Raw genomic sequence first — 15,669 nt, 5'->3', positions numbered from 1 at the left:
GCGGGAGAGGCGCGTGGCCGAGCATTTCGACGTAGTGATCGTGGGAGCCGGCATCTCCGGCGTGGGCGCGGCATATCATCTCCAGGCGAACAGCCCGGACCGCAGCTATGTGGTGCTCGAAGGCCGCGAGCGGTTGGGCGGCACCTGGGACCTGTTCCGCTATCCGGGCATCCGTTCGGACTCGGACATGTTCACGCTCGGCTTCTCCTTCCGCCCCTGGACGGCGAGCAAGGCGATCGCCGACGGTCCGTCGATCCTCAACTATCTGGAGGAAGCGGCGCGCGACTATGGGATCGACGAGCATATCCGCTATTCGACGCGGGTGACGGGCGCGAGCTGGTCGACGGAGGAAGCGCTGTGGACCGTCACTGCCGAGCGGGGCGGGGAAGCGGTGACCTTCACCTGCGCATTCCTGTTCCTGTGCACCGGCTATTATAATTACGCGCGCGGCCACACCCCCGACTTCGCCGGGACGGCCGACTTCAAGGGCCGCATCGTCCATCCGCAATTCTGGACCGACGACATCGACTACAAGGACAAGCGGGTCGTGGTGATCGGCAGCGGCGCGACGGCAGTGACGCTGGTGCCGGAACTGGCGAAGCAGGCAAGCCATGTCGTCATGCTCCAGCGCTCGCCGACCTATATCGTCTCGCGGCCTTCGCAGGACAGGCTTGCCAACTGGATGCGCGGCTGGATGCCGTCGATGACCGCCTATGGCCTCACGCGCTGGAAGAATGTGCTGCTCCAGCAATTCTTCTTCCGCCTTGCCCGCAAGAACCCGGAAAAGACTCGCGAGCGGATCGTCCAGATGGCGCGCGACGAGCTGGGGCCGGACTATGACGTCGCCACCCATTTCACCCCCCGCTACAATCCGTGGGACCAGCGCGTCTGCCTGGTGCCCGATGCCGACCTGTTCGCCGCGCTGCGCGAGGGCAAGGCCGAAGTGGTGACCGACACGATCGAGCGGTTCACCGAGACCGGGTTGGCGCTCGGCTCGGGGAAGACGCTGGGGGCAGACCTGATCGTCACTGCGACCGGTCTCGAGATCCAGCTGTTCAGCGGCATGCCGATCAGCGTGGACGGCAAGGCCTTCGAGCCTGCCAGGGCGATGACCTACAAGGGCATGATGTTCTCCGACGTGCCCAATTTCGCGATCTCCTTTGGCTATACCAATGCCAGCTGGACGCTGAAGAGCGACCTGACCGCCAATTACGTCACCCGCCTGCTCAACGCGATGCGCAAGCGCCGCGTGCGGCAAGTGACGCCCCGCCTGGCCGCGCCGGTCGAGGAAGTGCCGTTCCTCGACTTCACTTCCGGCTATGTCCAGCGCGCGGCGGACAGACTGCCGCGCCAGGGCACGCGCAAGCCGTGGCGGCTCAACCAGAATTACGCCCGCGACGTGATGGCGCTCAAGTTCGGGGGGATCGACCAGGAGATGGAATTCTCCAACCCCGAGCCCGCGAACAAGGCCGCCGCCTAGGCCAGCAACGCCCGCGCCGCCGCGACGCCGCTGTTATAGGCGCCGTGGACGGTGGAGAATTCGCCGTCGGAACAGGCCTCGCTGGCGAAGCGGATGCGCGGGTCCACCGGGGTGCGCAGCAACGCGCGCGCGCCGTGCCGGCCGGGCAGGGCATGGCTGTAGCTGCCGAGGACGTGCGTCTCGCGCCCCCAGGCCGAACCGGCGACGAAGCGCAGCTTCCCGCGCCAGCCGCTGCCGAGCAGGTGGCACAGCTCGCCGATCGCGAATTCCGCGGCGCCGTTCAGCCCTTCCCTTTCCATTGCTCGCGCCCCTTCGCCGCCGAGCATGCACTCGACGATCGGGCGGCCAAAGGGCCGAAGCGTGTAGCTGCCGGTGCATGCGCTGCGGGGATTGCCGACCAGATGGGCATTGTCGTCAATCTCCTCGCCGCCCTCCAGCGTGAAGAACAGCTTGTCGGCAAGGCCGAGCGGCAGCTGGGATGCGGCGTGGAAGATCGCATCATGGCCCGGCACGCGCAGCGCGCCGCTTGCGAGCACGTTGGTGGAGACAGTGACGATCGCGGCATCGGCGATGATCGTGCCCCGGGGCGTGGCAATGCGGAGCCGCTTGGCCGAGCTGTCGATCCCGCTCGCCGGCGTCGCCAGCGCCACCGGCAGCCCCGCGGCATGCGAAGCGACCAGCGCCCCATAGCCTTGCTCGATGCGCCAATCCATGTCGATCGAGGCTTCGTCATAGGCATGCCAGTCGGTGACCGACATCTCGCGCATCGGCGCGCCGTTGATGAAGCCGGAGAGCGCATCGAGCGCCGCGTTCCATGCGCCGTCCGGCGGCAACAGGTCCGAGGCGCGATCGCTCGGCGGGGGCGTGCGCATCGCCGCCATGCATGCGTCGAACACTTCCCACAATTCGGCCTGCTCGGCTCTCGAGAGGCCAAGTTCGCGCCATTGCTCGTCCCAGAGCGGAGGTGCGCGATAGACCGCGAAGCCGCGCGCCTCCGCGATCGCGACCCAGGGGTTCCGGGGGGCGGAATGAAGCCAGCCCGCGCCCAGGTCGATCGGCAAGCCGGCGACGTGCACCGTATGGGCGCGACCGCCGAGCCGGTCCTGCGCCTCGAGCAACAGCACGTCCTTGCCGGCATCGGCGAGCGTGCGAAGCGCACCGATACCCGCCGCACCGCCGCCGATCACGACGATGTCGGCATGATCCTTCACGTCGCCGGCCGGCTCTTGAGCAAGGCGGAGCGCAGGCACTCGCAGACGATCTCGTCGCGCTGGTTGCGCATGCGATGCTGCCAGGTGACGATGCCCTGGCCGGGGCGCGACTTGCTGGGGCGGACTTCGGTCACTTCGCTTTCCGCCCGCAACGTGTCGCCGATGAAGACGGGCTTCGGCATGCGCAGCGCGTCATAGCCAAGGTTCGCGACCAGCGTACCCGCAGTGGTATCGCCCACGGTGATCCCCACCATCAGGCTGAAGGTGAAGGTGCCGTTGACGAGAATCTGGCCGAACTCGCTGGCCCGCGCCGCCTCGGCATCGAGGTGAAGCGGCTGGGTGTTGTGCGTCATCGTGGAGAAGAGGAGGTTGTCCGTCTCCGTCACCGTCCGGCGCAGTTCGTGGACGACGACGTCGCCGATCTGCCACTCGTCGAAATACCTGCCCGCCATCGTCAGCCTTCCGTCTTCTCGACCTTTACCAGCAGCGTGCCTTCGCTCACCTGGCTGCCCTGCGCCACCGGCAATTCGCCGACAATGCCGTCGAACGGCGCGGTGAGGCCATGTTCCATCTTCATCGCCTCGAGCGTGACGAGCCGCTGGCCCTTGGTGACCGCGTCGCCCGCCGCTACCTCCACGGCGGTCACCCGGCCGGGCATTGGCGCCAGGATCGCACCGTCGGAAGCGGCGCCGGCCGCCGACACCGCAGCGCGGGGGAGCGACGCCAGGAACGACAATCCGTCGTCGTTGATCGCCACGCCGCCGGAGACCGGCTCGCCGACGACTTCGGCGCTGCGCCAGTCGACGGGCAACTCGGCATGGTGGAGCTTGCCCTCTACATTCACCGCCACCTTGCGGTTTGCCGGAGCATTGAGGCGGAAGCCGAGCGCGCCCCGCAGCGGATTTGGCTGCGGCGCGGAAAGCAGGTCGCCGTCCCAGAAGGCCAGCATGGTCGGCTCGCCATAATATTCCTGGACCAGGATCGCGGCCGCGGCCTGCCTGACCATGTCCTCCGTCGGCTCGGCGGGCGGCAGCAGTGCGGCGCCCCGGGCCGCGATGAAGCCGGTATCTATGCGGCCGGCACGGAAATCCGCGTCGTCGAGCGCGCGCCACAGGAAAGGCGCATTGGTCTTGACCGGATAGATGTCGGTGGCGGCGCAGGCGCGGGCGAGCGCCTCGCAAGCCGCGTCGCGGCTCTCCTCGTGCACGACGATCTTGGCGATCATCGGGTCGTAGAAGGGGCTGATCTCGGCGCCCTCATAGACGCCGGTCTCGAGCCGCACGCCCCTGTGCGGGCGGAATATCTCGAGCGCTCCGATGCTTGGCAGGAAGCCCTTGGCCGGATCCTCCGCATAGAGCCGCGCTTCCATCGCCCAGCCCTGGATGGAGAGCTCGTCCTGCCGGAGCGGCAGCTTCTCGCCCGAGGCTACGCGCAACTGCCACTCGACCAGGTCCTGACCGGTGATTTCCTCGGTCACCGGATGTTCGACCTGGAGACGGGTGTTCATCTCCATGAACCAGATGCGGTCGGCGCGCAGGCCTTCCGAGGCGTCGGCGATGAACTCGATCGTGCCGGCGCCGACATAGTCGACCGCCCTGGCCGCGCGGACGGCGGCGGCGCAGATCGCCGCGCGCGTATCCGGGTCCATGCCCGGCGCGGGGGCTTCCTCGATCACCTTCTGGTGGCGGCGCTGGAGCGAGCAGTCGCGCTCGAACAGGTGGACGACATTGCCGTGCGTGTCGCCGAACACCTGCACTTCGATGTGGCGCGGCGAGAGGATGTACTTCTCGATCAGCACCCGGTCGTCGCCGAAGGAGGCGGCAGCCTCGCGCTGGCAGGAGGCGAGGGCGTCGGCGAAGTCGCCGGCCGCATCGACGCGGCGCATGCCCTTGCCGCCGCCGCCGGCTACGGCCTTGATCAGTACGGGATAGCCGATCTTGTCCGCCTCGGCCCGGAGATGCGCGGGGTCCTGGCTTTCGCCGAGATAGCCCGGGGTGACGGGCACGCCGGCCGCGATCATCCGTTCCTTGGCCGCGTCCTTCAGTCCCATGGCGCGGATGCTGTCCGGCCGGGGGCCGACCCAGGTCAGGCCGGCGGCGATCACCGCCTCGGCGAAATCGGCATTTTCCGAGAGAAAGCCATAGCCGGGATGGATCGCCTCGGCGCCGGTCTGCCTGGCGGCGGCGATGATCTTCTCGCCGACCAGATAGCTATCGCGGGCCGGAGAGGGGCCGATATGCACTGCCTCGTCGGCTTCCCGGACGTGCAACGCCTTCGCGTCGGCGTCCGAATAGACCGCGACGGTGCGGATGCCCATGTCGCGGGCGGTGCGAATGATGCGGCAGGCGATCTCGCCGCGATTGGCGATGAGCAGGGACTGGATCATCGGGCGGCCTCGCGGAAGTTTACGAAGTTTACGCTGCGGGGGCCCCGACTTCCCCTCCGATGCGCCGGCCGTGAAGGCTGGGCGGCGGCGAGGCGAAGATTGCGCTGCATGGGGGCCGACGGGTACATGCGAAATCCTAGGTTGAAAGCGGAAATCACGGATGCCGCTCCGGGAAGCCGTGCCGCTGGGCCAGGGCGGCGAGCAGCGCCTCGATCTCGTTGGCGAAGCCGCCCTCCCACAGCAGGGCCGGCAGATTCTGGTTTTCCTCCCCGATCGCCTCCACCACCGCGGCACGCGGCCGCGGCCAGGGGACGCGGACCACGTCGATATTGGCGGCGCGCTCGGGGAAGGTTGCCAGCAGCCCTTCGACGACCATGCAGTCCCGGCAATAGAAGACGCGCTTGCCGCCAAGGGCAGGATCGGCGAATTCATGCTCGAGCAGGAAGAGCGTGTCGCGGCTCATTGCGCGGTGCAGCCGGTGGTGCGCTGCGACCAGGTGACGTTGAGCACCTTCCACGACGCGTTCTCGCGGACCAGGTCGAAATGGTTGATCCCGCAATGGTGCGCCTTGCCGTCGATCAGGAAGACATAGGGCGCCCAGACCATGGCGATGTCGCCATCGACTTCGATCGCCGGCATCGAGATGCGCTCCTCGAGCTTCTCCGGGCCCGGCTTGATGCCGGCGGCGAATTCGGTCCAGCTCAGATGGCGGATCGCGCGGCTGCCGTCGGGCTTCTCGATCGCGACGGTGGCGCCGCCCTCGGCTCGCGTCTGGGCGAGGATCGCAGCGCCGTCATGCGCGGCGAGGCCGGCGAACATCGCGTTGATCGGCGTCATCACCGCCGCGGCCTCGGCATCCTCATAGGGTAGCGGGTTGGCCGGGGGCAGCTTGGGCGCGGGCGTGGTCTGGGCCAGCGCCGGGAGCGGGGTAAGGAGGGCGGCGAGGAGAAGCTGCTTCATAGCGGATCCTTCAAGGCTCCTCCCGCGCGTATCGCGGAGAGGAGGAGGTTTCATGTCAACGCCCGGTCTGCCCCGCGGATGCCGGGCAGGGATAGCCGGACCGGATCGGATCGAGCACGGTCAAAACAGGCGGGTCACGCCATTGCGATGCCTTGTTGCGCAGATGATCGGAAACCTTGTTCAGCACGCCATATTCCTGCGGCGTCAGTGCCTGATCCCCGCTGCCGAGCTGCAGGCCGCACGCCTCGCCGCGCTCCATCAGCTTGGCTGCGCCGGTGAGCGCAACGCTGGAAAGTTCGCGGGCACCGGCGACTTCTTCCGCGAGCGGTTCGAACGGCCAGAGCAGGATATTCTTGATCATGCCGCGTCGTCCGCTTGCCCAGGACTCGTAGTGGAGCACCTTGGCGAGGGCATTGGCCCGCTGTTCCAGGCCGGCGCGAGTTTCGAGCGGAGCCGTCACCGGAGTCAGGTTATACTGGCGCAGGCCGAAATAGCCGGCGACGAGAAGCACGACGAGCACCACGCCGCCAAGGCCCACCAGGCGCTTCCGGGCAGCGCGCTGCCAGGGCGATGGGCCTGCCACGTCCTCGATCCGGTTCAGCAGATCATAGCGTATCTTGTCGTAGGTCGAATGGAGCTCGGCAGCGGAGAGCGCGGAAATCTCGTCCAGATCGTCGTTGACCGCGCGCGTTGCCGCATCGGCGGATCTGCGTTCCGCGACCAGCTGGTCGACGAAACCGTCGATCGCCGCCCGATAACGGCCTTCAGTCTCGTCGCGCAGCGCGTGATCGGCAGGATCGGTATTCTCGAGTTCGAGTGCCAGGTTCATGATGGGCGCATAGTCTCGCTGCAAATTCGCCTCCCCCCGTTAGCGATTTCAGTATTGCACAACTCACATCCGGAACACGCCGAACGCCGGGCGTTCCGGGATCGGCGCGTTGAGCGTCGCGGCGAGCGCGATGCCCAGCACGTCGCGGGTCTGCGCCGGATCGATGATGCCGTCGTCCCACAGGCGCGCAGTGGCGTGCCAGGGATTGCCCTCGTCCTCGTAGCGCTGGCGGATCGGGGCCTTGAACGCCTCCGCCTCTTCAGGCGTCCATTTCTCGGCGTCGCGATGGACGGTGGCGAGCACCGAGGCGGCCTGCTCGCCGCCCATCACCGAGATGCGGCTGTTGGGCCAGGTGAACAGGAAGCGGGGCGAATAGGCCCGGCCGCACATGCCGTAATTGCCGGCGCCGAAGCTGCCGCCGATCAGCAGCGTGATCTTGGGCACGGTTGCGGTGGCGACCGCCGTCACCAGCTTCGCGCCATGTTTCGCAATGCCTTCCGCCTCATACTTACCGCCGACCATGAAGCCGGAGATATTCTGGAGGAAGAGCAGCGGGATGCGGCGCTGGCAGGCCAGCTCGATGAAATGCGCGCCCTTCTGCGCGCTTTCCGAAAACAGCACGCCGTTATTGGCGATGATGCCCACCGGCATGCCCCAGATATGCGCGAAGCCGCAGACCAGCGAAGTGCCGTAGAGCGGCTTGAACTCGTGGAATTCGCTGCCGTCGGTAATGCGGGCGATCACCTCGTGCACGTCATAGGGCGCGCGGACGTCGTCGGGGACGATGCCGTACAGCTCTTCCGCGTCATATCTGGGTGCACGGGGATCGAGCAGGGCAATGTCGGGCGTGCGATCGGCGGGCAGGTGGCTGACGATGTCGCGGACGATGGTCAGCGCGTGCTCGTCATTCTCGGCGAGATGGTCGACCACGCCCGACTTGCGCGCATGGAGATCGCCGCCGCCCAGATCCTCGGCCGAAATGACTTCGCCCGTGGCAGCCTTCACCAGCGGCGGTCCGGCGAGGAAGATCGTGCCCTGCGCGCGGACGATCACCGTCTCGTCGCTCATCGCGGGAACATAGGCGCCGCCGGCGGTGCAGCTGCCCATCACGCAGGCGATCTGCGGAATGCCCTTGGCCGACATGTTGGCCTGGTTGAAGAAGATGCGGCCGAAATGGTCGCGATCGGGGAAGACCTCGGCCTGGTGAGGCAGGTTGGCGCCGCCCGAATCGACGAGGTAGATGCAGGGCAGGCGGTTCTGCTCGGCGATCTCCTGGGCGCGGAGATGCTTCTTCACCGTCATCGGATAATAGGTGCCACCCTTCACCGTCGCATCGTTGCAGACGATCATCACGGTGCGCCCGGAGACTCGGCCGATCCCCGCGATCAGCCCGGCACCGGGCACCTCGCCCTCGTACATGTCGCAGGCGGCGAGCTGGCCGATCTCGAGAAAGGGGGAGCCGGGGTCGAGCAAATGCTCGACGCGCTCGCGCGGGAGCAGCTTGCCGCGACCGGCATGGCGTTCGCGAGCGGCTTCGCTGCCGCCCAGTGCCGCCCGGGCGACATCGGCGCGAAGCCGCTCCGCCAAAGTGCGATTGTGCGCGGCGCGGGCGCGGAAATCCGCGCTATCCGCCGCAACCCTCGAATCGAGCACCGGGGCGCTCATAGATAGGGCATCCTTCCTGTCCTAGTTTTCCCTTCCCTACACTGGCCGGGCGGGCATGGGAAGGTGCTGGCGCAAAGCAGCGAGCAGGAGTAGCACCCCAGCCATACAGTAATACAGGAGAGTCGGCTTGAAGACTTACACGCTCCTCGTCGCGGCCTTGCTCGCGACCACCGCCTGCACCCCATCTGGCACGGGCGCGGGGACCACGGCCGCGGCCGGCACCGGCGTCGGCGTCGACCTGGTCGGGCTCGACAAGCAGGTGAAGCCGGGCGACGACTTCGAGGAATATGCCAATGGCGGCTGGCGCGCGAAGACCGAGATCCCGGCCGATCGCGTCATCACCGGCATGTTCCTCGACGTGTTCAACAAGGCCGAGGCGAACAACAAGGCGATCATCGACGCGGCGCTGAAGGCCGATGCCGCTGCCGGCACCGACCAGCGGCGGATCGCCGACTGGTACAAGGCCTATACCGACACCGCGGGGATCGAGGCGCGCGGGTTGGCGCCGCTCAAGCCCGTGCTGGACGCGATCGCCGCGCTCAAGGACAAGAAGGCGCTCTCCGGGATGCTGGGCGGCAATGTCCGCGCCGATGTCGATCCACTCAACGCGACCAATTTCCACACCGAGAATCTGTTCGGCCTGTGGGTGAGCCAGGCGCTCGACAAGCCCGACCGGACGGTGCCCTATGTGCTGCAGGGCGGCCTGGGGATGGAGGATCGCGACTATTATCTCTCGAAGACCGAGGCGATGGCCAAGGCGCGAGAGGGCTACAAGGCGTATCTGCTCAAGATCTTCACCATGGCGGGTATGAGCGATCCGGCGGCGCGTGCCGCGCGGGTCTTCGACCTCGAGACCAAGATCGCCGCCGCGCACACCGATCTCGTCGCCAGCCAGGACGTGCAGAAGGCCGACAACTGGTGGAAGAAGGCCGATTTCGCGGCCAAGGCACCGGGGATCGACTGGGACGGCTTCTGGAACGCCGCCGGGCTGGGCGGCCAGCAGGAATTCATCGTCTGGCATCCGGACAGCACGGTGAAGCTCGCCAAGCTGGTCGAGAGCGAGCCGATCGAGGCCTGGCAGGACTGGCTGGCCTTCCACCAGATCAACCAGGTGACCGCGGTGCTGCCGGCGAAGTTCGACCAGGCGAGCTTCGACTTCTTCTCGAAGCAGTTGCGCGGCCAGCAGGCGATGCGCCCGCGCGACAAACGCGCCATCGCCAGCGTCAACAACAACCTCGGCGACGCGGTCGGCCAGCTCTATGTGAAGGACTATTTCCCGGCTTCGTCCAAGGCCGACATCCAGAATATGGTGGCGAACATCAAGGCCGCGTTCGACAAGCGCGTCGCCGGTCTCAGCTGGATGGACGAGGCGACCAAGGCCGAGGCGCGCAAGAAGATCGAGACGATGCGCGTGGGCGTCGGCTATCCGGAGGCCTGGCGCGACTATGCCTCGCTTGACGTGAAGGCGGACGACCCGGTCGGCAACCTGCAGCGCGCCGACAAGGCCGAGACCCGGCACCAGCTCGCCAAGATCGGCAAGCCGGCCGACAAGGGCGAATGGTGGATGACGCCGCAGACGGTGAACGCGGTGAACCTGCCGCTGCAGAATGCGCTCAACTTCCCGGCCGCAATTCTTCAGGCGCCCTTCTACGATCCGAAATCGGACGCGGCGGCCAATTACGGCTCGATCGGCGCGACGATCGGCCATGAGATCAGCCACAGCTTCGACAATACCGGCTCGAGCTTCGACAGTGCCGGCAAGCTGCGCAACTGGTGGACGCCCGAGGACCTGAAGCATTTCCAGGAAGCGAGCGCGGCGCTGGCGGCGCAGTACAGCGCCTATGAAGTGCTTCCCGGCCTGTTCCTCAACGGCAAGCAGGTGCTGGCCGAGAACATCGCCGACGTCGCGGGCCTGACCGCCGCCTATGAAGCGTATCACGCCTCGCTCAAGGGCAAGGAAGCGCCGGTTATCAACGGGCTGACCGGCGACCAGCGCTTCTTCCTCGCTTATGCCCAGAGCTGGCGCGAGAAGCAGCGTCAGGAGGCGTTGCGCGCCGAAGTGGCGACCGACGGACATGCTCCGGGCCGCTGGCGCGCGTTCACCGTGCGCAATCTCGACGCATGGTATCCCGCGTTCAACGTGCAGCCGGGCGAGAAGCTGTATTTGGCACCCGAGAAGCGCGTGAAGATATGGTGATATCGGACTGATCGGATAGTCTGGCGGCAGATAGCCAAATGGGAGATGCCATGCGCTGGATGCCCTTGGGAGCGGTGATTGCGCCGCTGCTGTTTGCCGCCATTTCCGCCGATGCCCGCCCGGTCCAGGACGGCTGGACGCCCGCCTGGACCGCCAGCATGTGGCGGGCGGCGGATCCCGACGATCGCGTGGCGGTGGAGAATGCGACGCTGCGCATGAAGGTGCGCGTCGGCGCGGGCGGGAGCAAGGTCCGCATCCGGCTGGCGAACGACTATGGCCAGGCGATGCGGATCGGCGCGGCGACGGTGCGCCTCGCCGGGAGGGCGCCGGTGCGCGTGACGTTCGACGGGCGCGGCGACGCCAGGCTGCCCGCCGGGGCGCCGCTGGTGAGCGACGCGATCGCGATGCCGGTCGAGGCGTTCGAGCAGCTCGAGGTCTCGCTATACCTGCCGGAGAAGGTCGAGATCGAGACAGTCCATATGGCGCGCGGCGCGCCGACGGACATCTCGGCGCCCGGCGACCGTAGCGGCGAGGCATTCGAGGCGGCCCGGCGGTCGGACCCGCGGCCGCTGCTTGCCGAGGTCGACGTGCTCGGCGCGAAGCAGCGCCCGGTGGTCGTCGCCTATGGCGATTCGATCACCGACAATGTCGGCTGCGCGAACGATGCGGTGCCGGCATGCCGCTGGGGCGACGTGCTCGGCCGGCGCATCGCTGCGGCGGGGATGCCGCATGTGGTGGTGACTCAGGCGATCGGCGGCAATCGCATCCTGCAGGGAGGGCTGGGCCCGACCGCGCTTGCCCGCTTCGATCGCGATGTGCTCGCATTGCCCGGCGTTTCCCATGTCGTGCTGCTCGAAGGCGTCAACGACATCGGGAACTCGGGCAAGAACCGGGGCGGCGTGCAGAATCCGGTGGTGACGCCGGAGGACCTGAAGGCGGCCTATCGCCAGATCGTCGCGCGGGCGCATGCGCATGGGATCAAGGTGATCGCGGCGACGATCCTGCCTTATGAAGGCGCCAGCTATCACACGCCCGACGGCGAGGCGCTGCGCGTGGCGATCAACGACTGGATGCGCGGCTCGGGCACCTTCGACGGCGTGGTCGACCTGGAGAAGGCAGTCGCCGATCCCGCCAATCCGAAGCGCCTGGCGCCCGCGCTGCAGGGCGGGGACAATCTCCACCCCAATGGTGCGGGCGAAACCAGGATGGGCGAGGCGATCCCGCTGGCGCTGTTCGAGTAGCTCCAGTTCCATGGGCGGGAAGGACGAGGGGTTTCCCCATCCTCCCCGCCGATGGGAGAAGCAACCCTAGTTGCCGATCAGCTCGCGCCCGATCAGCATGCGGCGGATCTCGTTGGTGCCGGCACCGATGTCGAGCAGCTTGGCGTCGCGGGCGAAGCGCTCGACCGGCCAGTCCTTGGTATAGCCGGCGCCGCCGAGCGCCTGGATCGCCTCGAGCGACACCTTCACGGCATTCTCGGAGGCGAGCAGGATCGCGCCGGCCGCGTCGAAGCGCGTCGTCTTGCCGGCGTCGCAGCTCTTCGCCACGGCATAGACATAGGCGCGGGCCGAGTTCAGCGCGACATACATGTCCGCCACCTTGGCCTGCATCAGCTGGAAATGGCCGATCGGCTGGCCGAACTGCCGGCGCTCGCGGATATAGGGCAGCACGACGTCGAGACAGGCCTGCATGATGCCGAGCTGGATGCCGGCGAGCACCGTGCGCTCATAGTCCAGGCCCGACATCAGCACGCCGACGCCGCCGTTGAGCGGGCCCATCACCTGCTCTTCGGGGACTTCGCAATCGTCGAACACCAGCTCGGCGGTGGGCGATCCGCGCATGCCCATCTTGTCGATCTTCTGGCCGATCGAGAAGCCGGGCATGTCCTTCTCGATCAGGAAGGTGGTGATGCCGCGCGAGCCTTCGCCCGTCTTGGCATAGACGACCAGCGTGTCGGCATAGGCGGCGTTGGTGATCCAGAACTTGGTGCCGTTGAGGACATAGCCGCGATCGGTCTTCTCGGCGCGCAGCTTCATCGAGACGACGTCCGAGCCGGCGCCCGCCTCGGACATGGCGAGCGATCCGACATGCTCGCCCGAGATCAGCCTGGGAAGGTATTTGGCCTTCTGCTCGGGATTGGCCCAGCGGCGGATCTGGTTGACGCACAGGTTCGAGTGGGCGCCGTAGCTGAGCCCGATCGAGGCCGATGCGCGGGCGACTTCCTCCTGCGCGACGACATGCTCGAGATAGCCCAGGCCCAGGCCGCCCCATTCCTCCTCGACGGTGATGCCGTGCAAGCCGAGTTCGCCCATTGCCGGCCAGAGCTCGGCCTTGGGAAACCAGTCCTCGGCATCGATCTTCGCGGCGAGCGGCTCGATGCGCTCCTTCGCGAAGCGCTGCGTCGTCTCGCGGATCATGTCGGCGGTCTCGCCAAGGCTGAAATCGAGCGTGGGATCCATGGGCCTCTCTCCGGAATATGCGCGTCAGCAGTGCTGACCTTTTTCTGCGCGCTTTTCCCCGATTTCGGGCAAGGCGGCAAGGGGAGAGAGGGGAGGCCCCCCGGAGGCGATCCCGAACCCCGGGGGGCGGGGGTCAGTCCGCGCCTTCGGTGATTTCCGCGGGCTCGGCAGGTTCGTCGAGGCCACGGATGCGGTCGGGCCAGATCCCTACGGTCGGCCGGCCGGTAACGTTGACGAACGTGTAGGCACGGTCGCCGATATGGATCAGGATCTCCGTCTTGTCCTTCCGCGTGATCTTCAGCCTGTTGTCCGGCGTCGTGACATAGGGGCAATCCTCCAACTTGCCGTTCAGCGTCATCTTGCAGACGCCTGACGGGCTGGTGTCCGGCATGACGATGTCGATATCTATCTTGGAGAAGAATATCTCTCCGCTGAGCTTGGCGCGAAGCTGCTCGATCTCATGGGTGTTTCCACTGCCGAGGCGGGCTCCCGAGACGAACAAACCAATCTTCTCGTGCGGGCGCAGCATCGGATTGATGAATTTGCGTAAATCAGCCATTTTACGATTCTCCATGGACTACAAACGCATTTCGACTCGATATGGAAATATCGAAGACATTATTGCATGATTTCTTGGAGAATTTCCCGAACAATAACATGATATGTTCGATATAGTGAATAAGTACTGGAAAACTCGGCATTAGTATTTTCCGCCTGGTGCGATCAGGCGGTGACGATCATCCCGTCGCGAACCATCACGGGCCAGCGGCGCAGCTTTGCCCCCACACAGGGGCCGCCGACACAGGCGCCGTCCTCGATCCGGTAGAGCGCGCCGTGCCAGCTGCACTGGATATGGCTGCCATCGGGCGTGAGATACGCGTCGAGCCTGTTGCTGAGCGGCAGTGCCAGGTGCGCGCACAGGTCGAGATACCCATGGACCGTCTCGCCCCGGCGCACGACGAAGCCGTGGAAGCGGCCGGCGCGCATCTCGAGCACGAAATTGCGCGCCTTGCCGTCGGGGATGAGGTCGAGCGGGCCGAGGGTCACGTCGGGAGGCGTTTCGGTGAGGCGCTCGCTCACTTCGGCAGCTGCGCCTTCGGGAAACCTGCCCAGGCCGCGTCGTAATCCGGCTGCGCACGGTCCAGCGCATATTGGGTGGGGCGATAGGGCCAGCATGTCTCGACCATGAAGGCCATGGTCCCGTCGATCTTGTGCGGTTTCAGGTCCGCGTTGCTTGCGCCCTGCCAGCTGGTCACGTCGGGGCCGTGCCCGGCCATGAGATTGTGGAGCGACAGGCCGCCGGGAGCGAAGCCCTCTGCCTTGGCGTCATAGGCGCCGGTGATCAGGCCCATCGCCTCGCTCATCACGTTGCGGTGGAACCAGGGCGGGCGGAACGTGTCCTCGGCGACCATCCAGCGTGGCGGGAAGATCACGAAATCGGCATTGGCGCGGCCCGGCACGTCGCTGGGCGAGGTGAGCACCGTGAAGATCGACGGATCCGGATGGTCGAAGCTCACCGTGTTCATCGTGTTGAACCGGGCGAGGTCGTAGCGCCAGGGTGCGAGATTGCCGTGCCAGGCGACCACGTCGAGCGGCGAATGGGGAAGGGTGGTGGTCCAGAGCGCGCCGAGATGCTTCTGGACGATCTCGAAATCCTCGTCGCGATCCTCGAACCAGGCGGCGGGCGTCTCGAAGTCGCGCGGGTTGGCAAGGCCGTTGGCGCCGATCGGGCCCAGGTCGGGCAGGCGGAACAATGCGCCGTGATTCTCGGCGACATAGCCGCGCGCCTCGCCGTCCGGGAGCAGCGCGCGGAAGCGCACGCCGCGCGGCACGAGTGCGACCTGGCCGGGGGCGATGTCGATGCGGCCCAGCTCGGTGAGCAGGGTGAGGCGGCCGGCCTGGGGAATGAAGAGCAGCTCGCCATCCGCGTCGAAGAAGACGCGGGTCTCCATGTCCTTGTTGGCGGCATAGACATGCACCGCCACGCCCTCCAGGTCCGCAGGATCGCGGTTGGCGAGCATGGTGGTCATGCCGTCGATCAGATCGGTGCCCGGCGGCGGAGCCTCGACCGGGTTCCAGCGCAGGCGATTGGGGGGCAGGGGATCGCCAACCGTGCCGGGCGCGAAGTTCCTCGCTCCCCGATAATGGGTGAAGGGCGCATGCTCCGCGGTGGGGCGCAGACGATAGAGCCAGGAGCGGCGGTTCTCGTGCCGGGGCGCGGTGAACGCCGTGCCGGAGAGCTGCTCGGCATACAGTCCGAAGGCGGGCCTTTGCGGGCTGTTGCGCCCCACCGGCAGCGCGCCGGGCACCGCCTCGGTGGAGACATGGTTGCCGAAGCCGGGGAAATAGTCGGTCATCGCATCCTCTCTATGCTCGCCTCCCTGTAGCGCTGCCCATAATAGTGTCAAATGATACTATATGATGCGCGATTGCCTATCAGGGTGCGAACCTAAACTTTGTTGGGCGGCGGCGGAGTAATTCC

14 protein-coding genes are annotated in these 15,669 nt (G+C 66.8%); 3 read left to right on the top strand and 11 right to left on the bottom strand.

Annotated features, from left to right (window positions below; genetic code table 11):
- Positions 1-13: 13 nt before the first annotated feature.
- Positions 14-1,480, top strand: coding sequence for an NAD(P)-binding domain-containing protein (locus FHR20_RS08760; protein WP_167299144.1), 1,467 nt, complete (start codon positions 14-16; stop codon positions 1,478-1,480).
- Here the strand turns inward: FHR20_RS08760 and FHR20_RS08755 are convergent.
- From FHR20_RS08755 to FHR20_RS08725, 7 genes are all read right to left on the bottom strand, one after another.
- Positions 1,477-2,730 carry a flavin monoamine oxidase family protein gene (locus FHR20_RS08755; RefSeq protein ID WP_341786423.1) on the bottom strand — a complete coding sequence of 418 codons (1,254 nt, stop codon included), beginning with the start codon at positions 2,728-2,730 and terminating at the stop codon, positions 1,477-1,479. The two genes, FHR20_RS08760 and FHR20_RS08755, sit on opposite strands and share 4 nt — an antisense overlap.
- Positions 2,688-3,143 (bottom strand): MaoC family dehydratase, encoded by a 456-nt coding sequence (locus FHR20_RS08750; protein ID WP_167299142.1) that lies wholly within the window; start codon positions 3,141-3,143, stop codon positions 2,688-2,690. Before FHR20_RS08750 ends, FHR20_RS08755 begins: the two co-directional genes overlap by 43 nt.
- Before the next feature lie 2 nt (positions 3,144-3,145).
- Positions 3,146-5,077 carry an acetyl/propionyl/methylcrotonyl-CoA carboxylase subunit alpha gene (locus tag FHR20_RS08745; RefSeq protein ID WP_167299141.1) on the bottom strand — a complete coding sequence of 644 codons (1,932 nt, stop codon included), beginning with the start codon at positions 5,075-5,077 and terminating at the stop codon, positions 3,146-3,148.
- A gap of 154 nt (positions 5,078-5,231) precedes the next feature.
- Positions 5,232-5,540 (bottom strand): DUF3088 family protein, encoded by a 309-nt coding sequence (locus FHR20_RS08740; protein ID WP_167299140.1) that lies wholly within the window; start codon positions 5,538-5,540, stop codon positions 5,232-5,234.
- Complete coding sequence (locus FHR20_RS08735) at positions 5,537-6,037, bottom strand: nuclear transport factor 2 family protein (protein ID WP_167299139.1); 501 nt, start codon at positions 6,035-6,037, stop codon at positions 5,537-5,539. The genes FHR20_RS08740 and FHR20_RS08735 overlap by 4 nt, the downstream gene beginning before the upstream one ends.
- 55 nt (positions 6,038-6,092) lie before the next feature.
- Entirely contained in the window at positions 6,093-6,866 is a 774-nt protein-coding gene (locus FHR20_RS08730; protein WP_167299138.1) for a hypothetical protein, read from the bottom strand.
- Between the two features lie 63 nt (positions 6,867-6,929).
- Positions 6,930-8,531, bottom strand: coding sequence for a carboxyl transferase domain-containing protein (locus FHR20_RS08725; RefSeq protein WP_167299137.1), 1,602 nt, complete (start codon positions 8,529-8,531; stop codon positions 6,930-6,932).
- Positions 8,532-8,658: 127 nt separating this feature from the next.
- Between FHR20_RS08725 and FHR20_RS08720 the strand changes: the two genes are divergently transcribed.
- Positions 8,659-10,728 (top strand): M13 family metallopeptidase, encoded by a 2,070-nt coding sequence (locus FHR20_RS08720; RefSeq protein WP_167299136.1) that lies wholly within the window; start codon positions 8,659-8,661, stop codon positions 10,726-10,728.
- Positions 10,729-10,778: 50 nt separating this feature from the next.
- Complete coding sequence (locus FHR20_RS08715) at positions 10,779-11,969, top strand: SGNH/GDSL hydrolase family protein (protein WP_167299135.1); 1,191 nt, start codon at positions 10,779-10,781, stop codon at positions 11,967-11,969.
- A gap of 66 nt (positions 11,970-12,035) precedes the next feature.
- Here the strand turns inward: FHR20_RS08715 and FHR20_RS08710 are convergent, their stop codons facing one another.
- The 4 genes from FHR20_RS08710 to hmgA form a co-directional block, all read right to left on the bottom strand.
- Positions 12,036-13,187, bottom strand: a complete 1,152-nt coding sequence (locus FHR20_RS08710; protein WP_167299134.1) for an isovaleryl-CoA dehydrogenase — start codon at positions 13,185-13,187, stop codon at positions 12,036-12,038.
- A 133-nt stretch (positions 13,188-13,320) separates the two neighbouring features.
- The gene (locus tag FHR20_RS08705; protein ID WP_167299133.1) at positions 13,321-13,746 is read right to left on the bottom strand and encodes a hypothetical protein; all 426 of its coding nucleotides are present in this window, start codon (positions 13,744-13,746) and stop codon (positions 13,321-13,323) included.
- A 164-nt stretch (positions 13,747-13,910) separates the two neighbouring features.
- Positions 13,911-14,267 (bottom strand): Rieske (2Fe-2S) protein, encoded by a 357-nt coding sequence (locus FHR20_RS08700; protein WP_341786421.1) that lies wholly within the window; start codon positions 14,265-14,267, stop codon positions 13,911-13,913.
- Positions 14,264-15,544, bottom strand: coding sequence for a homogentisate 1,2-dioxygenase (gene hmgA / locus FHR20_RS08695; protein ID WP_167299131.1), 1,281 nt, complete (start codon positions 15,542-15,544; stop codon positions 14,264-14,266). Before hmgA ends, FHR20_RS08700 begins: the two co-directional genes overlap by 4 nt.
- Positions 15,545-15,669 lie beyond the last annotated feature (125 nt).

Source organism: Sphingomonas leidyi, assembly GCF_011761945.1.
GTDB classification, from domain to species: domain Bacteria; phylum Pseudomonadota; class Alphaproteobacteria; order Sphingomonadales; family Sphingomonadaceae; genus Sphingomonas; species Sphingomonas leidyi.
Note: the sequence above shows the minus strand (reverse complement) of the source record. Positions and strands in the feature narration are given on the sequence as shown.